General features: G+C 62.0%; 15 protein-coding genes. 7 read left to right on the forward strand and 8 right to left on the reverse strand.

Translation table 11 applies throughout. The features are described from left to right. Positions 1 to 60: 60 nt before the first annotated feature. Positions 61 to 1,071 carry a beta-N-acetylhexosaminidase gene (gene nagZ / locus B348_RS0117360; RefSeq protein WP_017737340.1) on the forward strand — a complete coding sequence of 337 codons (1,011 nt, stop codon included), beginning with the start codon at positions 61 to 63 and terminating at the stop codon, positions 1,069 to 1,071. 112 nt (positions 1,072 to 1,183) lie between these two features. Here nagZ and B348_RS0117365 read toward each other — a convergent pair whose 3' ends face one another. From B348_RS0117365 to mfd, 3 genes are read right to left on the reverse strand one after another with little or no spacing between them, the layout of a single operon-like run. Further along, positions 1,184 to 3,874 carry a DEAD/DEAH box helicase gene (locus tag B348_RS0117365; protein WP_017737341.1) on the reverse strand — a complete coding sequence of 897 codons (2,691 nt, stop codon included), beginning with the start codon at positions 3,872 to 3,874 and terminating at the stop codon, positions 1,184 to 1,186. A 9-nt stretch (positions 3,875 to 3,883) separates the two neighbouring features. Then, entirely contained in the window at positions 3,884 to 4,453 is a 570-nt protein-coding gene (locus B348_RS0117370; protein WP_017737342.1) for a CsiV family protein, read from the reverse strand. An 11-nt stretch (positions 4,454 to 4,464) separates the two neighbouring features. Next, positions 4,465 to 7,914, reverse strand: coding sequence for a transcription-repair coupling factor (mfd, locus tag B348_RS0117375; protein WP_017737343.1), 3,450 nt, complete (start codon positions 7,912 to 7,914; stop codon positions 4,465 to 4,467). A gap of 340 nt (positions 7,915 to 8,254) precedes the next feature. Between mfd and B348_RS0117380 the strand changes: the two genes are divergently transcribed. Next, positions 8,255 to 9,718, forward strand: coding sequence for a glyceraldehyde-3-phosphate dehydrogenase (locus B348_RS0117380; RefSeq protein ID WP_026136851.1), 1,464 nt, complete (start codon positions 8,255 to 8,257; stop codon positions 9,716 to 9,718). 192 nt (positions 9,719 to 9,910) lie between these two features. Here the strand turns inward: B348_RS0117380 and B348_RS0117385 are convergent, their stop codons facing one another. Beyond that, positions 9,911 to 10,432, reverse strand: a complete 522-nt coding sequence (locus tag B348_RS0117385) for a chalcone isomerase family protein (RefSeq protein ID WP_017737345.1) — start codon at positions 10,430 to 10,432, stop codon at positions 9,911 to 9,913. Positions 10,433 to 10,666: 234 nt separating this feature from the next. Between B348_RS0117385 and sthA the strand changes: the two genes are divergently transcribed. Next, a complete protein-coding gene (sthA, locus tag B348_RS0117390; RefSeq protein ID WP_017737346.1) occupies positions 10,667 to 12,061 on the forward strand; it encodes a Si-specific NAD(P)(+) transhydrogenase in 1,395 nt (464 codons plus the stop codon). Between the two features lie 42 nt (positions 12,062 to 12,103). Here sthA and B348_RS0117395 read toward each other — a convergent pair whose 3' ends face one another. Next, positions 12,104 to 12,826, reverse strand: a complete 723-nt coding sequence (locus B348_RS0117395) for a glycerophosphodiester phosphodiesterase (protein WP_017737347.1) — start codon at positions 12,824 to 12,826, stop codon at positions 12,104 to 12,106. Between the two features lie 43 nt (positions 12,827 to 12,869). Beyond that, positions 12,870 to 13,454: a PilZ domain-containing protein gene (locus B348_RS0117400; RefSeq protein WP_017737348.1), complete on the reverse strand. Its 585-nt coding sequence runs from the start codon at positions 13,452 to 13,454 to the stop codon at positions 12,870 to 12,872. A gap of 94 nt (positions 13,455 to 13,548) precedes the next feature. Between B348_RS0117400 and B348_RS0117405 the strand changes: the two genes are divergently transcribed. The 3 genes from B348_RS0117405 to B348_RS0117415 are packed head-to-tail and all read left to right on the forward strand — an operon-like array spanning position 13,549 to position 16,793. Then, positions 13,549 to 14,799 carry a lipoprotein-releasing ABC transporter permease subunit gene (locus B348_RS0117405; protein WP_026136852.1) on the forward strand — a complete coding sequence of 417 codons (1,251 nt, stop codon included), beginning with the start codon at positions 13,549 to 13,551 and terminating at the stop codon, positions 14,797 to 14,799. Positions 14,800 to 14,806: 7 nt separating this feature from the next. Then, complete coding sequence (gene lolD, locus B348_RS0117410; protein WP_016971432.1) at positions 14,807 to 15,490, forward strand: lipoprotein-releasing ABC transporter ATP-binding protein LolD; 684 nt, start codon at positions 14,807 to 14,809, stop codon at positions 15,488 to 15,490. A 58-nt stretch (positions 15,491 to 15,548) separates the two neighbouring features. Beyond that, positions 15,549 to 16,793, forward strand: a complete 1,245-nt coding sequence (locus B348_RS0117415) for a lipoprotein-releasing ABC transporter permease subunit (RefSeq protein WP_017737350.1) — start codon at positions 15,549 to 15,551, stop codon at positions 16,791 to 16,793. Between the two features lie 105 nt (positions 16,794 to 16,898). On the opposite strand, the gene B348_RS0117420 is transcribed toward B348_RS0117415, so the two are convergent. Together B348_RS0117420 and B348_RS0117425 are read right to left on the reverse strand one after the other, a co-directional pair. Further along, entirely contained in the window at positions 16,899 to 18,245 is a 1,347-nt protein-coding gene (locus B348_RS0117420) for a heavy metal sensor histidine kinase (protein WP_017737351.1), read from the reverse strand. Then, positions 18,242 to 18,922, reverse strand: coding sequence for a heavy metal response regulator transcription factor (locus B348_RS0117425; RefSeq protein ID WP_017737352.1), 681 nt, complete (start codon positions 18,920 to 18,922; stop codon positions 18,242 to 18,244). Before B348_RS0117425 ends, B348_RS0117420 begins: the two co-directional genes overlap by 4 nt. A 155-nt stretch (positions 18,923 to 19,077) precedes the next feature. On the opposite strand from B348_RS0117425, the gene B348_RS0117430 reads away from it, so the two are divergent. Beyond that, positions 19,078 to 19,593 (forward strand): plastocyanin/azurin family copper-binding protein, encoded by a 516-nt coding sequence (locus B348_RS0117430; RefSeq protein ID WP_017737353.1) that lies wholly within the window; start codon positions 19,078 to 19,080, stop codon positions 19,591 to 19,593. Positions 19,594 to 19,643: the final 50 nt, after the last annotated feature.

Genomic DNA, 19,643 nt, shown 5'->3' on the forward strand with positions numbered 1-19,643 from the left:
CACCCTGCTTATCGCATCCGGTGAGTGCAGCGGGTTGTGTGCGTTATTTAAGGAAGGTTTATGACTGCTGCCCTGCAAGGTTCTTTGATGGTTGACGTGGCCGGCACCTGGCTGACGGCCGAGGACCGCCACCTGTTGCGCCAGCCTGAAGTGGGCGGCCTGATCATTTTTGCGCGCAATATCGAACACCCGCGCCAGGTGCGGGAGTTGAGCGCGGCGATTCGTGCCGTGCGCCCGGACCTGCTGCTGGCCGTCGATCAGGAGGGCGGTCGTGTGCAGCGCCTGCGCCAGGGCTTTGTACGCCTGCCGGCCATGCGTGCGCTGGCTGACAATCCCAACGCCGAATACCTGGCCGAACAGTGCGGCTGGATCATGGCCACTGAAGTGCTGGCCGTGGGCCTGGACCTGAGCTTTGCCCCGGTGCTGGACCTGGATTACCAGCGCAGCGCCGTGGTCGGTACCCGTTCTTTCGAGGGCGACCCCGAGCGCGCCGCCGTGCTCGCCGGTGCTTTTATCCGTGGCATGAACAGCGCTGGCATGGCCGCCACCGGTAAACATTTTCCGGGACACGGCTGGGCTGAAGCCGATTCCCACGTTGCCATTCCCAATGATGAGCGTAGCCTGGACCAGATCCGCGCCAATGACCTGGTGCCTTTCGCGCGCCTGAGTAAACAGTTGGCCGCAGTCATGCCGGCCCACGTCATCTACCCGCAGGTTGATTCCCAGCCCGCAGGCTTTTCGCGCCGTTGGTTGCAGGACATCCTGCGCGGCGAGTTGCAGTTTGATGGGGTGATTTTCAGTGATGACCTGTCCATGGCGGGTGCCCATGTGGTCGGCGATGCGGCCAGTCGGATTGAAGCTGCGCTGACGGCGGGTTGCGACATGGGGCTGGTGTGTAACGATCGTGCGGCGGCGGAGTTGGCATTGACCGCTGCGCAGCGGATGAAGGTCAAGCCTTCCGCACGCATTGCGCGGATGCGTGGGCAGGCGATTGCGTCGACGGATTACAAGCAGGACCCGCGCTGGTTGGCGGCGCTGACTGCGTTGCGGGATGCGCAGTTGATCGGCTGAAGACCGCGTCGCGGCCATCGCAGGCAAGCCAGCTCCCACATTCGACCGAGTACATATTTTGAAAGGCGGTCAACATGTGGGAGCGGGCTTGCCCGCGATAGCGGTCTAACAGTCAGCGCTTCTCTTGCTTATTGGGCAAAGGCGCAAACAACGCCTCGATATCCTCGTTACCCAACTGCCAATCCCCCGTCGTACGCCCATCCAGCACGCCTGCCGCCAAGTCGGACTTTTCCTTCTGCAGATGCTGGATTTTCTCCTCCACCGTGCCCCGCGCGATCATCTTGTAGACGAACACCGGCTTCTCCTGGCCGATGCGATACGCACGGTCAGTCGCCTGGTTTTCCGTGGCCGGGTTCCACCATGGGTCATAGTGGATCACCGTGTCCGCTTCCGTCAGGTTCAGGCCCACGCCGCCAGCCTTCAGGCTGATCAGGAAAATCTGCAGCTTGCCGCTCTGGAAGTCCTTCACCGGCGTGCGCCGATCGCGGGTCTGGCCGGTCAACAGGGCGTAGGAGACGCCGCGCTTTTTCAGCTCGGCTTCGATCAGGCTGAGCATCGAGGTGAATTGTGAAAACAACAGGATTCGCCGCCCCTCGGCAAACAGTTCTTCGAGCATTTCCATCAGGCTGTCGAGCTTGCCCGAGCTGCTGCCACGGGCGGGCAGGGCGGCGTCGTTGACCAGGCGCAGGTCGCAGCACACCTGGCGCAGCTTGAGCAGCGCTTCAAGAATGATGATCTGGCTGCGCGCCACGCCCTTGCGGGTGATTTCGTCGCGCACCTTCTTGTCCATGGCCAGGCGCATGGTTTCGTATACGTCGCGCTGGGCCTCGTTGAGATCGACCCAGTGGATGATCTCGGTCTTGGGCGGCAGCTCCGTGGCCACCTGTTCTTTGGTGCGACGCAGCAGGAAGGGCTTGATCCGACCGTTGAGGTGCTGCAATCGCACTTCGCTGGCGCGCTTTTCGATGGGCACGCGGTAATCGCGGTTGAAGCTCTTCACGTCACCCAGCCAGCCCGGCAGCAGGAAGTGGAACAGCGACCACAGTTCACCCAAGTGGTTTTCCAGCGGCGTGCCGCTCAGGCACAGGCGCTGCCGCGCATTCAGCTCGCGCGCGGCCTGGGCCGCCTTGCTGTTGGGGTTCTTGATGTACTGGGCTTCGTCAAGTATCAGCACATGCAGCGGCTGGGCGGCGAGCAGTTCGATGTCCTTGGGGAGCAGGGCGTAGGTGGTCAGCAGCAGGTCATAGTCCTGCAGGTTCTGGAAGTGTTTCTTACGCCCGGCGCCGTAGAGGGCCACGACCTTGAGTTGCGGGGTGAAATGCGCCGCTTCATCGAGCCAGTTGGGGATCAGGCTGGTAGGCATCACCACCATGCACGGGCGGTCCAGGCGCCCGGCGTTTTTCTCCGTGAGAATGTGCGCCAGGGTTTGCAGGGTTTTGCCCAGGCCCATGTCGTCCGCAAGAATGCCGCCCACATCCAACTGGCGCAGTGACTGCATCCAGCTCAAGCCTTCCAGCTGATACGGGCGCAAGGTCGCGTTCAGCCCCTCGGGGGCCACGCAGGTGAAGTCCTTGATATCCCGCAGGCGCTGGGCGAAGTTGCGGATTTTTTCGCCGCCCTCCCATTGCAGGGGCAAATCTTCCAGCGGGTTCAGGCGAATGGCGTCGGCCTTGGCCAGGCGCAAGGTGGTGGTACCGGCTTCCTGTAGGTAAAACTCGCCGAGGGTCGCCAGCACCGGCTTCAAGCGGCCGTAGGGCAGCGCCACTTGTAGCGGGCCGTGGCCATTGGGCAGGCCGGGGATATTCACCAGGATCAGCTCATCATCACGCCGCCGTGCGAGTTTTTCCGGGTTGAGGATCTCGGTGTGGGAGCGCATCAGGTTCAACAGGATCGGCAGCAGACTCAGGCGCTCGCCGTTGACGATGATCCCCAGTTCCAGGTCGAACCAGTCGCGCTCCGGCCCCTCGTCGACGGTGGCGTACCAGTCATCCACGGCGCTCAGGTCAAAGCCGAAATCATCATCGATCAGCAACTCCCAGCCTTGGGCGCGCAAGGTGGGCGATACGTTCAGGGTGAAGTTCAGCCAGGCGCTGTCATTGACCATCTCGAACAGTTCGCCGGCGCTCTCCGGCAAGGCTTTGCTCTGACGCGTGGCGATCTTGAAACCGAGCAAGCGCAGTTGCTCGCGATAGGGCTGTTCCAGCTCGGGATGGCGCTTGATCCGCAGGCTCTGGGTGTCCTGGCGGACGATGATGTCGGCGTTCTTCTGCCCGCTGACATAGTTGCCCAGGTAGTTGAACGACAGCGCCGCACGGTGCTGGATGTAGCGCTGCATCTTGCCGTTGCGCGGTTCAAACGCGCTGAACTCGACGCTGGCCAGCCACAGGCGTGGCACCGGTGGCACGTCCTCCATCACCACTTGTGGCAACACCACGCGGTTGTCCAGCACGGCCTGGAGCTTTTCCAGCAGCTCGGCATCCTGGGCGGCGGCCGGGTAGGCCAGGGTTTCCTGGACCTTGAGCAGCACCGCGGCGATGTGTTTGCAGTTGCTATGCACCGGGCAGGTGCAGCGGCTGTCGACGAGGATCAGCGTGCCCTTGGCCGACTCGCGCAGCGAGATAGTCTGCCGGTAGACGTTGCCGCCCGAGCCTTCGCAACTGGCGACGATGGTGCTGTCGCCGCACTCGACGATGCGCACGCGGTTCTCCAGGGCATAACGGCGCCCGCGCTCCAGGCTCTGCTCTTTAAAGCGATTGGCCCACGACGGGGCCAGGGGTTTGGTCAACTGCGACGTCAGGGGCATGGCGCGTGATCAGTCCTGAACGTCGGACGGTGGTGCACTGGGCGGCTTGGCGGTCAGCGAGGTGATCTTGATCAGCAGCGCCAGGTGGCCGCCGTCCAGGTAGTTGAGTTGGTTGTTCTTGGTGCGCACGTCCGTCTGGCTCAGGTGTTCGCTGGCGATCACGCTGCCGTTGCTGTCGAACGTGTTGATCCAGAAGTTCGCGTCGATGTCGGTGAAACGGCCCAGTTGCAGGTTGAGCACACCCTCGATAGGGAATTGGCCGAACTGTTCCGCGCCGTCGGTGATGGCGATTTTCACCGGTTGCTCGCCGAGGTTTTGCTCCCAGGCCTTGTGCGCCAGCACGGTGTAGCTGTTATCGGCGCGGAGCTTGTCGACGATATTGTTCAGGCGTGGCGGGCTCAGTTTGTCGGAGCCCAGGCGCACAGCCCCGGCATCCCAGTTTTCCGGCGCGGCGCGGCTGTTGATCACCGGCTCGGCGTTCTGGCGCACGAGGATCATTTCCACCTGGTACGGGCTGTCGGCGAATGCCGCAGGTGCCACGACCACCAACAACAGGCTCAAAATGCGGAACAGGCGCATTGGGGCGTCCTTCATACGGATTTCGGAATGAGGCGCTCAAACAACGCCTCCAATGTATTAAAGCGTTCTTCGGCGCGTTCCATCGGCACCATGAACTTGAACAGCGTAGCCCCTTCGAACTTGTAGCGGTTGGGCTGGCCCTGGATCAGCTTGATCAGCACCAGTGGGTCCACCGGCGTCTGCGCTTCAAACTCGATGCGCCCGCCTTGTGGCCCGGCGTCGACTTTCTTGATGCCAAGCTGCTCGGCCTGCAATTTAAGCAGGGTCAGGCGCACCAGGTTCTTGGTCGGTTCGGGCAACAGGCCGAAGCGGTCGATCATCTCGACTTGCAGGTCCTTGAGGCCTTCTTCGTCGGTGGCCGAGGCGATGCGCTTGTACAGGATCAACCGCGCGTGCACGTCGGGCAGGTAGTCTTCGGGGATCAACGCCGGCAAGCGCAGGTTGATTTCCGGGCCGCCGCCCAGCGGTTGATCGAGGTTCGGTTGCTCGCCCTTGCGGATCGCTTTGACGGCGCGTTCGAGCATCTCCATATAGAGGGTGAAACCCACCGCCTGGATCTGCCCGCTCTGACCGTCGCCCAGCAGTTCGCCGGCGCCACGGATTTCCAGGTCGTTGGTGGCCAGCACAAACCCGGCGCCCAGGTCCTGGGTGTTGGCGATGGCTTCCAGGCGCTTCTCGGCGTCGGACGTGATCTGCTGGCGCGGCGGCGTGAGCAAATAGGCATACGCCTGGTGGTGACTACGCCCGACCCGGCCACGCAGCTGGTGCAGCTGCGCCAGGCCGAACTTGTCGGCACGCTCGATGATGATGGTGTTGGCGCTTGGCACGTCGATGCCGGTCTCGATGATGGTCGAGGCGATCAGCACGTTGAAGCGCTTGTGGTAGAAGTCGCTCATCACCTGTTCGAGTTCGCGCTCGCGCATCTGCCCGTGGCCGATGGCGATACGTGCCTCCGGCACCAGCTCGGCGAGGTCGGCGGCGCATTTCTCGATGGTCTTCACGTCGTTGTGCAGGTAGTACACCTGCCCGCCGCGCAGCAGTTCACGCAACAACGCTTCCTTGACCGTGCTTTTGTTCTGCTCCATCACGAAGGTGCGCACCGACAAACGACGCGCCGGCGGCGTGGCGATGATCGACAGGTCGCGCATGCCCGACACCGCCATGTTCAGCGTGCGCGGAATCGGCGTGGCGGTGAGGGTGAGGATGTCCACTTCACTGCGCAGGGCCTTGAGCTGTTCTTTCTGGCGCACGCCGAAACGGTGTTCTTCGTCGATGATCACCAGGCCCAGGTTCTTGATCTTCACATCGTCCGACAGCAGTTTGTGGGTGCCGATCACGATGTCGATCTTGCCTTCGGCCAAATCGGCGATGGCCGCATTCACTTCCTTGGCCGACTTGAAGCGGCTCATCACTTCCACGGTCACCGGCCAGTCGGCAAAGCGGTCGCGGAAGCTGTTGTAGTGCTGCTGGGCGAGCAGGGTGGTGGGCACCAGGATCGCCACTTGGCGGCCGCCGTGTACGGCAATGAAGGCGGCGCGCATGGCCACTTCGGTCTTGCCGAAACCCACGTCGCCGCAGACCAGGCGGTCCATCGGCTTGGGCGCGAGCATGTCGGCGCGCACCGCTTCGATGGTGGTTTGCTGGTCCGGGGTTTCTTCGAAGGGGAAGCCGGCGCTGAAGGTGGCGTAGTCGGCTTTCGGGTCGGCGAAGGCATAACCTTCGCGCGCCGCGCGGCGGGCATAGATGTCGAGCAGTTCGGCGGCGACGTCGCGCACTTGCTCGGCGGCCTTGCGCTTGGCTTTCTGCCAGGTCTCGGAGCCCAGGCGGTGTAGCGGCGCCAGGGCATCGTCGCTGCCGGTGTAGCGGGCGATCAGGTGCAGGCTGGCCACTGGCACGTAGAGCTTGGCGCCCTCGGCGTATTCCATGGTGAGGAATTCGGCGGCCTGGTTGTCGATCTCCAGGGTTTGCAGGCCCAGGTAGCGGCCCACGCCATGGTCGATGTGCACCACCGGCGCGCCTTCGCGCAGTTCGGTGAGGTTCTTGATCACCGCGTCGTTGTTGGCGTCGGCGCGTTTTTCCCGGCGGCGGCGCTGCATCACGCGTTGGCCGAACAACGGGCTCTCGGCGATCAGTGCCAGCGCCGGGTCATCCAGCAGCAAACCTTCGTCCAGCGGCGCGATGGTGATCGCCAGGCGGTCTTTGCCTTTGACGAAGTCCGGCCAGCTGTCGACGGTTTTGGGTCGCAGTTTCAGGCGCTCCAGCAGCTCCAGCAGGACTTCGCGGCGGCCGGCGGATTCGGCGGTAAACAGCACGCGGCCGGGGAAGTCGCCGAGGAAGTTGGACAGCGCTTCCAGGGGTTGCGTGGCCTTGGCCTGGATGGCCAAATCCGGCAGCGTCCCGGCGGGAAAGCGTTCACGGCCACTGCCGGCGTCCACGTCCTGCTGGCTGGCGACCACGCGCGGCCAGCTTTTCAGGCGGGCGAAGCAGTCTTCCACCGGCAGGAACAGCTCGGCGGGCGGCAATAAAGGCCGGGACGGATCGACGCGGCGCTCTTCGTAGCGGTTGCGCACGTCGTTCCAGAAGTTTTCCGCGGCTTGCTCGATGCCTGGCAGCGAGAACACTTGGGTGTCCTGGGGCAGGTAATCGAACAGGGTGGAGGTTTCGTCGAAGAACAGCGGCAGGTAGTACTCGATACCGGCGGGTGTAATCCCGCTGCTCAAGTCCTGGAAGATCGGGCAGCGACGGAAGTCCACGTCAAAGCGTTCACGGAAGCGCGCCTTGAAGCGGGTGACCGCGTCTTTTTGCAGCGGGAATTCCCGTGCGGGCAGCAGCTTGATCGAATCCACCTTGTCGATGGAGCGCTGGTTCTCGGGATCGAAGGTGCGCAGGGTCTCGATTTCGTCATCGAACAGGTCGATGCGGTAGGGCAATTTGCTGCCCATCGGGAACAGGTCGATCAGCGCACCGCGTACCGCGAACTCACCGTGCTCGTACACCGTGTCCACACAGCGGTAGCCGCTGGCTTCCAGGCGTGTGCGCATCTGCTCGACATCCAGCTTCTGGCCGATATCCAGCACCAGGCTGCTGCCCAGCAGGAATTTGGTCGGCGCCAGGCGATGCAGGGCCGTGGTGATCGGCACCACCAGCACGCCGTGGGCCAGTTCCGGCAGGCGGTAGAGGCTGGCGATGCGCTGGGAGATGATGTCCTGGTGCGGCGAGAACAGGTCGTAGGGCAGGGTTTCCCAGTCGGGGAAATGCAGCACCGGCAAATCGGGGGCGAAGAAGCTCAGCTCCTGCTCCAACCGTTCGGCGCTTTGGCTGTCGGCGGTCAGCAGCAGGGTAAAGCGCTTGGCTGCGCTGGCAGCCTCGGCAATGGCCAGGCTCAGGGCGGCACCGGGCAGGTTGCCCCAGTGCTGTTTGCCTGCCGCAGCAGGGAGAAGCGGTAGACGCAGGACGGGCACGGAAGGTTGAGCTCCAAGCGTTGCGACAAAGTCGGTAATTGTAACGGTGCGAGGCGCCGTCTGTCAGTTGCTGACTGAGCCTATTACGGTTTGTAGGAAATGTAGTGGCTAAGACAAACAAAGGCGGCTTTTGACTCATTATGTAGTGCGAAAACCGGCGAGGTTTTCGGAGGGTTACGGACAAGTCGGCCGCTTGGCTCAACTAGTGGCCTTCTGGAACCCGCGTATTTACTGGGCTCCAGCGGGGTGCCTTTTTTTCGCAAGCACTTTTTGTTGCCTGGGGCGCATTGCTCCGAGGCCGGTCGGGCGGCATAATGTAGCCCCTTTTTTCTGCCCCTACATGTGGAAGGTTCCCGTGACTCAGAAGCCCGACCAGTGTCTTGGTGAATGGATCGACCGTGAAGCACTCGCAGAAGCGATGATTCCGCTTATCGGCCAGCTGTACCGCAATAACAATGTGGTGAGCTCGATCTATGGCCGCAGCCTGATCAACCAGTCTGTCATCGCGATTCTCAAAGCCCACCGCTTTGCGCGTCACCGTTCTGCCGACGACAGCGAACTCTCCGTCCACGAAACATTCCCACTGCTCAAAGCCATGAGCGAGCTCAAGCTCGGCGCGGCCTCGGTAGACCTGGGCAAGTTGGCCTATAAATTCCGCAAAGAAGGCGCTGGGCGTACCGCCGAGCAGTTCGTGCGTGAAGAGATGGCCGATGTGGTTGGCCAGCAAAACGCTGCCGGTCGCAAAGGCACTGACGTGGTGCTGTACGGCTTCGGTCGTATCGGCCGTCTGCTGGCGCGCATCCTCATCGAAAAAACCGGTGGCGGCGACGGCCTGCGCCTGCGTGCCATCGTTGTGCGCAAAGGCGCCGACAACGACCTGACCAAGCGCGCGAGCCTCTTGCGTCGCGATTCGGTACACGGTCCGTTCAACGGCACCATCGTCATCGATGAAGAAAACAACACTATCACCGCCAACGGTAACCTGATCCAGGTGATCTACGCGAAGAACCCGGCTGAAGTGGACTACACCCAGTACGGCATCAAAGACGCACTGCTGGTGGACAACACCGGTGTATGGCGTGACGCCGAAGGCCTGGGCCAGCACCTGGCCTGCCCGGGTATCGACCGCGTTGTCCTGACCGCACCGGGCAAGGGCAAGTTGAAGAACATCGTGCACGGCATCAACCACGGTGAAATCACCGCTGACGACAAGATCGTGTCCGCCGCTTCCTGCACCACCAACGCCATCGTGCCGGTGCTGAAAGCGGTGAATGACAAGTTCGGTATCGTCAACGGTCACGTTGAGACGGTTCACTCGTACACCAACGACCAGAACCTGATCGACAACTTCCACAAGGGCGATCGCCGTGGCCGTAGCGCCGCGTTGAACATGGTGATCACCGAGACCGGTGCTGCCACCGCTGCTGCCAAGGCCCTGCCTGAGCTGGCCGGCAAGCTGACCGGTAACGCGATCCGCGTGCCGACGCCAAACGTGTCGATGGCCATTCTCAACCTGAACCTTGAGAAAGCCGCCACCCGTGAAGAGATGAACGAGTACCTGCGCTTCATGGCGCTGCACTCCGATCTGCATAAGCAAATCGACTTCGTCAACTCGCAGGAAGTGGTTTCCACCGACTTCGTGGGCTCGCGCCACGCCGGTGTGGTGGACGCCGAGGCGACCATTACCCAGGACAACCGTGTTGTGCTGTACGTGTGGTACGACAACGAGTTCGGCTACAGCTGCCAGGTGGTTCGCGTGATGGAAGACATGGCTGGGGTTAACCCGCCTGCGTTTCCGCGCTAAGCCTTTGCGCTGAATGAAAAAGCCCCGACTGGTTCGGGGCTTTTTTATGTCTGGGGGTTTTGTAGGGACTGTAAGGGCCTCATCGCAGGCAAGCCAGCTCCCACAGTTGAATGTATTCACAAATGGAAATCTGTGAACCCAGTCCAATGTGGGAGCGGGCTTGCCCGCGATGGCGGCAGCACTGACACACCTTCAATTCAGCAACCCCTCCGACAACCCCTTGGGCGCCAACCAAATCCCCAAGTAAGCCCGCGCCAGTTCGTCATTGGGGCTGCTGAACACCACCTCCCCATTGATTTCCAGATTCAACCCACGCCCAGGGCGAAAATCCAGCGCATACCGATCACCCTTCTGGATGTTGCGAAAGTGGGCATGCAATTTTTCTACCTCGGGTTTCAATCGTGCGCTAACCCGTTGGCGCTCCAGCGTCGTATTGGCCGCCTTGATCACATCGCCACGATCGATATCGCGAAAGTAATACAGCTCAAGGCGCAGGGCCTTTTGCTGCTCCCAGGCGAGCTTGGCGCGCCTCTCGGGCGGGGCATACAGCGCTGCCGCGTAGACATCCGCCCAGAGATAGGTCAGCACCACCTGGTTTTTCAGCGCCAGCTCATGGGATTGCGCAGGAAAACCGGCTTGCCTGAGCCGGTCGGCCTCGTTGGCTTGAACCATGGCCGACAACATCATCAATAAACAGAAAGCGACATGCCGCATAATGGCCAGTCCTGCAAAGGTGCTTGCTGGCAGTGTAATTGCAATTTCCTGATGCTGTAGTAAAGGCAAGACTGGCCTACGACGCGACCAAGGGTTAATGTGCGCGGCGTTGAGCCTTATATAGACTGTGCCCCGGTTCACACACTTGAGCCAAAATGTCCTTCATGACCGCTGGCCGCGGCATGATTTAGCCAGGCGTCCAACCGTACGCCTGGCCTGTTCTGAGGAGTACGCATGGCTGTCTACAACTACGACGTGGTGGTACTGGGTTCCGGCCCGGCTGGAGAAGGTGCGGCGATGAACGCCGCGAAGGCAGGGCGCAAGGTGGCGATGGTCGATAGCCGTCGCCAGGTCGGCGGTAACTGCACCCACCTGGGTACCATCCCGTCCAAGGCCTTGCGTCACTCGGTGCGCCAGATCATGCAGTTCAACACCAACCCGATGTTCCGGGCCATTGGTGAGCCGCGCTGGTTCTCGTTCCCGGACGTGCTGAAAAGCGCCGAGAAAGTCATCTCCAAGCAAGTGGCCTCGCGCACCGGTTACTACGCCCGTAACCGTGTCGACCTGTTCTTCGGCACCGGCAGCTTTGCCGACGAGCAAACCGTCGAAGTGGTGTGCCCCAATGGCGTGGTCGAGAAGCTGGTGGCCAAGCACATCATCATCGCCACCGGTTCGCGCCCGTATCGCCCGGCCGATATCGATTTCCACCACCCGCGTATCTACGATAGCGACACCATCCTCAGCCTGGGCCACACCCCGCGCAAACTGATCATCTACGGCGCCGGCGTGATCGGCTGTGAATACGCCTCGATCTTCAGCGGCCTGGGTGTGCTGGTGGAGCTGGTGGACAACCGCGACCAGTTGCTGAGCTTCCTCGACTCGGAAATCTCCCAGGCGTTGAGCTACCACTTCAGCAACAACAACATCACCGTGCGCCATAACGAAGAGTATGAGCGGGTCGAAGGCCTGGACAACGGCGTGATCCTGCACCTCAAGTCCGGCAAGAAGATCAAGGCCGATGCCTTGCTGTGGTGCAACGGCCGGACCGGCAATACCGACAAGCTGGGCATGGAAAACATCGGGGTCAAGGTCAACGGCCGTGGCCAGATCGAGGTGGACGAGAACTACCGCACCTGCGTGCCGAACATCTACGGCGCCGGCGACGTGATCGGCTGGCCGAGCCTGGCCAGTGCGGCGCATGACCAGGGCCGTTCGGCCGCTGGCAGCATCGTCGACAATGGCAGCTGGCGTTATGTGAACGACGTGCCGACCGGGATCTACACCATTCCCGAGATCAGCTCGATCGGCAAGAACGAGCACGAACTGACCAAGGCCAAGGTGCCTTACGAAGTGGGCAAGGCGTTCTTCAAGAGCATGGCGCGTGCGCAGATCGCCGGCGAGCCGCAAGGCATGCTGAAGATCCTGTTCCACCGCGAAACCCTGGAAGTCCTCGGCGTGCATTGCTTCGGCTACCAGGCCTCGGAGATCGTGCACATCGGCCAGGCCATCATGAACCAGCCGGGCGAGCAAAATACCCTCAAGTATTTTGTGAACACCACGTTCAACTACCCGACCATGGCCGAAGCCTATCGGGTAGCGGCCTACGACGGCCTCAACCGGCTTTTTTGAGCGGCTCCGGCCGGTGGCCTGAGCCGGCCGGGGAGACCGATTTCAGTAATTCTCGAGGGTGGCAGTGGCCAAACCGGGAAAGTCTGTAATCAGGCTATCTACGCCGAAGTCGGCGAGCCTGCGCATCAGCGCAGGTTCGTTGACCGTCCACACGGACACGTGCAGGCCCTGGCGCTGGGCTTTTTCCAGACGCTCAGGGGTGCACAACGTCCAGTTCAACGCCAGAATCTCACAGCCGTAGTTTTGCGCGACCTTCAGCGGGTCGAGCCACGCGTATTCGGCCACCAGGCCGCGTGACAGGTCGGGGGTGAGTTCCACCGCCGCTTTCAGTACTTCCCGCGAACTTGACGTGACCGTGACCTTGTCCATCAGGCCGTGGCGCACGGCCATCTCGCGAATCGCCAGCACGGTGGTGGCTGCGCGGGTGCGTGAGGCGCTTTTGACTTCCAGTTGCCAGTGATCGAAGTCGCACTGCTCGAACAATTCTTCCAGGCGCGGGATCGGGCAGGGTTTGACCCAACCCGGGCCGCCTTTGCGGGCGTCCATCTTCACCAGGTCCGCCGCCGAATACTCGACGACTTTGCCGCGCCGGTCGGTGGTGCGCTTGAGGGTCGGGTCGTGGATGACCATCAGCTCGCCATCCATGGACAGGTGCAGGTCCAATTCGCAGCGGCGCACGCCGTGCTTGAGGCATTCCTGGAAGCTGGTCAGGGTGTTTTCCGGTGCTTCGCCTTTGGCACCGCGGTGGCCGTAAATCAGGGTCACAGTTGCTCCTATGCGCCAGCGTGTCTGGCGGGGTGAATGCTATTCAGGTGTCTTGGGCGTCGCTTTGTTCCCGCGCCAGGCGGCGTTCCTGGGCTTGTTTCTGCAGGATGTAGCGGGCGAGCAGCTGGCGTTGGGCGTCGGTCATGGATTCGAACTCCGTGCCCACGTCAAAACCAGCGCCTTTGGGATCGCAATGGGTGACCCGCGCGCGCAGCAGCAGGCCGAGCGCCTGGGGCATCAGCACCAGCTTGACCGCCAGGTGTGCGCCGGGGGCGAGCGGGGTAGGGTGCTGGAAGTCGATGCCGCCTTCGGAAATGATCACCGGCTGCGGCTCGCCAACGGCCGTGCGCAGGCTTTGCGCCATGACCTGGCTGAGCAGGTCCAGGCGTTTGTTCTGGACTTTGAGGAAGGCGGCGAGGCTGCGGTCTTTCTCGCTGATCTGGCGCAGCAGGTGCTGGGCTTCGAATTCGCTGAGGTGCAGTTCGCTGAGCAAATTGAACAGCGGCGACTCATCCTGCAACACTTCCTTGCTCGCCGCTTCGGGGGCGGACAGGCTTTTGATTTGAAGTGCGATCATGTCGTCGATACGGTAGTATTCGCGGCGCTCTTCTTCATCTAATGTCGACATGGCGAACCCCAGCTAGCGTTAATGGTCTGAGTGTAAAGCTGCTTACCAGACCCCGCCACCGGGACGTCTTCTTTTCCTCCGAACAAGCCCCGACATGTTCAGACCTCTCTTCGTATTTATCGGCACGCGTTATACCCGTGCAAAGCGTCGCAATCATTTTGTGTCGTTCATTTCCTTGACCTCGATGATCGGGCTCGCCTTGGGCGTGGTCGTGATGATCGTGGTGCTGTCGGTGATGAACGGCTTCGATCATGAGATGCGTACCCGCGTGCTGGGCATGGTGCCCCACGCGACCATCGAGGGCGATGCGCCCATCAGTGACTGGCAAAGCCTGGCCGACAAGGTCAAGCAGAACCCCAAGGTGCTGGCCGTCGCGCCATTTACCCAGATGCAGGGGCTGCTGACCAACGACGGCAAGGTGCAGAAGATCCTGCTCAATGCCATCGACCCGGCCCAGGAGCGTAACGTCTCGATCATCGACAAGTTCATGTTGTCGGGCAAACTCGATGACCTGGCCCCTGGCGAGTTCGGCATCGTGATCGGTGACAAGGCCGCGGCCAAGCTCGGTGTGAACCTGGGCGACAAGCTGACCTTCGTCGCCCCGGAAGTCACCGTGACCCCGGCCGGCATGTTCCCGCGCATGAAGCGCTTTACCGTGGTGGGCACCTTCCACGTGGGCGCCGGCGAAATCGACGGCTACCTCGGCCTGACCAACCTCACCGACCTGGCCCGCCTGCATCGCTGGAAGCCGGACCAGGTGCAGGGCCTGCGCCTCAAGTTCAATGACCTGTTCGACGCCCCGCGTACCTCGTGGGAAATCGCCCAGCACCTGGGCGAATCCCAGTACTACGCCCGCGACTGGACCCGCACCCACGGCAACCTGTACCAGGCCATCCGCATGGAAAAAGCCATGATCGGCCTGCTGTTGCTGCTGATCGTCGCCGTGGCCGCGTTCAACATCATTTCCACGCTGGTCATGGTGGTGAATGACAAGAAAGGCGACATCGCCATCCTGCGCACCCTTGGCGCCACGCCGGGGCAGATCATGGCGATCTTCATGGTGCAGGGCACGGTGATCGGCGTGGTCGGCACCCTGATCGGCACCGCCGTCGGCATCCTGGCCGCGCTGAACGTCAGCGCTGCCATCGCCGGCCTCGAAACCCTGATCGGCCACAAGTTTCTCAACGCCGACGTCTACTTCATCGACTACTTGCCGTCCCAGGTGCAGGCCCAGGACGTGCTGATGGTGGGCGGCGCCGCGTTGGTATTGAGTTTCCTTGCCACCCTGTATCCAGCCTGGCGCGCGGCACGTACCCAGCCAGCACAGGCCTTACGTTATGAGTGAATCGGGCATGAGTGAAAAAGCAATCTTGAGCTGCCGCAACCTGGGCAAATCCTACGAGGAAGGCCCGGAATCGGTGGTGGTGCTGTCAGACCTGCAACTGGAGTTGCACCCGGGCGAGCGCGTGGCGATTGTCGGCAGTTCCGGCTCTGGCAAAAGTACTTTGCTGAACCTGTTGGGCGGCCTTGATACGCCGTCCCAGGGCAGCGTCTGGCTGGCCGGTGAAGAACTGTCGGCCCTTGGTGAAAAGGCCCGAGGCCAATTGCGCAACCGTTCCCTCGGTTTTGTGTACCAGTTCCACCACTTGCTGCCCGAGTTCACCGCCCTGGAAAACGTGTGCATGCCGCTGTTGATCGGCAAGACCGCGATTCCGGAAGCCCGTCAGCGCGCCAAAGCCTTGTTGGAACGCGTCGGCCTGGGCCATCGCCTGGAGCACAAGCCGGCCGAACTGTCCGGCGGTGAACGCCAGCGTGTGGCCATCGCCCGTGCCCTGGTCAACAACCCGGGCCTGGTGATGCTTGACGAGCCCACCGGCAACCTCGACTCCCACACAGCCCAGGGCATCAAGGACTTGATGCTGGAACTGAGCACGCAGATGCGCACCGCGTTCCTGGTGGTGACCCATGACATGAGCATGGCCCGCCAGATGGACCGTGTGCTGCACCTGCAGGAAGGTCATCTGGTCGCTATCTGACCTGTTTCAAGCCCGGTGTCTGACATCGGGTTTTCTATTTTTCCAACGGTGCCCGCGAATGTTCAGACCGTTATCGATTTTCATCGGCACGCGCTATACCCGCGCCAAGCGCCGCAACCGTTTTGTTTCGTTTATCTCGATGACCTCGATGATCGGCCTCGCCCTGGGTGTGTTGGCGATGATCGTGGTGTTGTCGGTGATGAACGGCTTCCAGCGCGAAATGAGCTCACGCATCCTCGGCATGGTGCCCCACGCCACCATCGTCGGCGTGAACCCGATTGACGACTGGCAGCCGGTGGCCGCTGCTGCGATGAAGAATCCCGAGGTGACTGCCGCAGTTCCCTTCACGCAGATGGATGGCATGTTCTCCTACAAGGGCGCGATGCAGCCGATCGAGATCAGCGGCGTCGACCCGGCCCAGGAAGGCAAGGTGTCGATCGTGGCCCAGCACATCGTGCAGGGCAAGCTGGAGGACCTGAAGCCCGGCGAGTTCGGCGTGGTGGTCGGTGAAATCACCGCCCGGCGTTTTCGCTTGAATGTGGGCGACAAGCTGACCTTGATCGTCCCGGAAATCAGCACGGCGCCGGGGGGGATTACCCCGCGCATGCAGCGCTTGAATGTGGTCGGTATCTTCAAGGTCGGCGCCGAGCTGGATGGCTCGATGGCCCTGATCCACATGGCTGACGCGGCTGAGATCCAGCACTGGCAACCGAACCAGGTGCAAAGCGTGCGCGTGGCGGTAAAAGACCTGTATGCGGCACCCAAGGTCTCGGCGGACATCGCCGCCAGCCTGGGTGCGGCCTATAAGGCGGATGACTGGACGCACACCCAGGGCAGCCTGTTCAGCGCGATGAAGATGGAAAAGACCATGATCGGCCTGCTGTTGCTGATGATCGTCGCCGTGGCGGCGTTCAACATCATCGCGACCCTGATCATGGTGGTGAATGACAAGGGCGCCGACATCGCCATCCTGCGCACCATCGGCGCCACGCCACGGCAGATCATGGCGATCTTCATGGTGCAGGGCACGGTGATCGGCATCGTCGGCACCTTGATCGGCGGCGTGCTCGGCGTGATTGCGGCGCTGAACGTGAGTGCGCTGGTGGGCTGGATGGAGCGGGTGACCGGGCAGCATATCTTCAGTTCGGACGTGTACTTTGTCAGTAACCTGCCTTCGGAGCTGCAAGGTGGGGATGTGGTGCTGATTTGCACGGCGGGGTTTGTGTTGAGCTTTTTGGCGACGCTGTATCCAGCGTATCGGGCCGCGAAGATTGAGCCGGCGCATGCCCTGAGGTATTCGTAGGCCTTTGGATCGCTATCGCAGGCAAGCCAGCTCCCACCGTTGAATGTATTCACAAATCAAAATGTGGAAGCGGGCTTGCCCGCGATAGGGCCGGCACAGCTTGCGTCAATCTGGAGCTGGCAACTCAATCACAAACCTGGTCCAACCCTTCCCCGATTCACAAAAAATCCGCCCGCCGTGCGCCCGCACAATCGACTGGGTAATCGCCAACCCCAATCCCGCATGCTCGCTGCTGCCCTCATGGCGCGCCGGGTCCGCCCGGTAGAATCGGTCAAACAGCCTCGGCAGCAACGCCGCTGGAATACCGTCCCCGGTATTTTCAACAGTCAGCCTCACGCCTTCCTCTATCCTTACCCGCACCTCACCCCCTGTCGGGGTAAACCGCAAGGCGTTATCCAGCAGATTCGACAGCGCCCGACGCAACATGCCGCGATCGCCTACCGTGTGCGCAGAACCTTCGCGCACCAGGCTGACCTGGGCGTCCTCCGCCAGCAACGCAAAAAACTCCAGCAAGGTGTCCGCCTCATCGGCCAATACCAATGGCTCACGCTTGGGCATCAGCAAGCCGTGGTCTGCCTTGGCCAGGTACAGCATGTCGTTGACCAATTGCGCCATCCATTGCAGCTCTTCCAGATTGCTGTGCAGCGCCTCGCGGTAGTCTTCCAGCGGGCGCGGCTGGGTGAGGATGACTTGGGTGTGGGTCAACAGGTTCGACAGCGGTGTGCGCAGCTCATGGGCGATATCGGCGGAGAACGCCGAGAGGCGCTGGAAGGCGTCGTCCAGGCGGCCGAGCATGGCATTGAAGGCCTGGGCCAGTTCTGCCAGTTCTACCGGCATCTGCTCCTGGGGCAGGCGTTGGGTCAGAGAATGGGCCGATACACCTGCCGCCACTTCGCCCATGCGCCGCAACGGCCGCAGCCCGCTGCGTGCGGCCCAGGCACCGAGCAATGCGGTGGCGAGTGCCGAGAGGCCAACAGTGAGCCAGATCAGATGCTGCATGCGTTGCAGGAAGTGTTGGTGATGGGTGATGTCGAGCATCAGGCTCAGTTGCGGTGAGTCAGGTTGGCTGGCCGTCAACGGCGCGTTGTACACCCGGTAGTTGGTGCCGGCGTCTTGCAGGCTGTGCAGACCGGGGGCTTCGGGCAAGGTCATGCTTGGTGCGCCGTCGAACCAGCGCTGGCCCGCGCGGGTAATGCGCAGGGTGAGGTCGGGTTGGTGACTGAGTTCGGCGCGCAGTTGGGCTTCGCGACGGGCAAAGGATTCGGCCGAATCCACGCCCTGCAAGGTGCTGCGCAGGGCCACGAGCTGGCTGTCGAGCTGTTGTTGGTCGAGCTCAATGAAATGCGCTTCGCTGGCGCGGTTGAACAGCACGCCGGCGAGCAGCGAGACCACCGCAGTACACGCCGCAAACAGCAGCGCCAGGCGGCTGGCCAGGGACAGGCGCTTGATCAATTGAAACGCTCCTCCAGCACATAACCCATGCCGCGCACGGTGTGGATCAACTTGTTGGGGAAGCTGTCGTCGACTTTCAGGCGCAGGCGGCGGATCGCCACTTCGATGATGTTGGTGTCGCTGTCGAAGTTCATGTCCCAGACCTGGGAGGCGATCAGCGATTTGGGCAGCACTTCGCCCTGGCGGCGCAGCAACAGTTCCAGCAGGGCGAACTCCTTGGCGGTGAGGTCAATGCGCTGGCCGTCCCGCTCGACGCGGCGGCGGATCAGGTCCAGGCGCAGGTCGGCCAGTTGCAGGGCGGTTTCCTGTGGCGTGCTGCTGCCACGACGCAACAGGCTGCGCACCCGGGCCAGCAGTTCGGAAAAGGCGAAGGGCTTGACCAGGTAATCATCGGCGCCCAGTTCCAGGCCGTGCACGCGGTCTTCCACGGCGTCACGGGCGGTGAGGAACAGCACCGGCGTCTCCAGGCCGGCGCTGCGCACCGCTTGCAGGATTTGCCAGCCATCGCGACCGGGTAGCATGACGTCGAGAATCAGCAGATCGTAGTCACCGGTCAGTGCCAGGTGCTGGCCGCTGGTGCCGTCGGCCGCCAGTTCGGTGGTAAAGCCGGCTTCGGCCAGGCCCTGGCGCAGGTAGTGGCCGGTTTTCGGTTGGTCTTCGACGATCAGCAGTTTCATGGGCGGCTCTGAGTGGCGATGCACGAGGCGCTTTATACCGTGGGTTCCAGGGTAGGGGCGCAACCTGACAAAGTTGTAATCTAGCAGTCAGCTGGCTGGCAGCGGCCCCATCTTAGAGTGCTGTTCAGTGTGTTACACATTTTTGGAGAGTTGAGATGGCGTTGCGTACACCCCTGTTATTGGCGGGTTGCCTGTTGGTGGCGAGTTTTGCTGCGCTGGCGGACTCGGCGCATACCTATGCATTCGGCCACGCGGCAGCGGCCGGCCAGGCCACGCGCACCGTGGAAGTGACCTTGCAGGATATTTCCTTTTCGCCCAAGTCATTGGACGTAAAAGCCGGTGAGACCGTGCGCTTTGTCCTGGTCAATAAAGGCCAACTGCTCCACGAATTCAACCTGGGTGACGCGGCGATGCATGCCGAACACCAGAAGGAAATGTTGCAGATGCAGGCCAGCGGCATGCTCACAGCCACGGGCATGGGCAAGATGGATCACAGTGCCATGGGCCATGGCGCGATGATGAAACACGATGATCCCAACAGCGTGTTGGTCGAGCCGGGGAAAACCGCCGAGTTGACCTGGACCTTCACCCGGTCCACGGGCCTGGAGTTCGCCTGCAACCTGCCCGGGCATTACCAGGCGGGCATGGTGGGAGCGCTGAACGTCGAGTAGGCCGCAAAGGCGGGGGCAAAGGCTGGTAGACTGGCGGCGTTTATTTAGCC

Origin of the sequence: Pseudomonas sp. CBZ-4, from assembly GCF_000346755.1 — a bacterium.
GTDB lineage: Bacteria > Pseudomonadota > Gammaproteobacteria > Pseudomonadales > Pseudomonadaceae > Aquipseudomonas.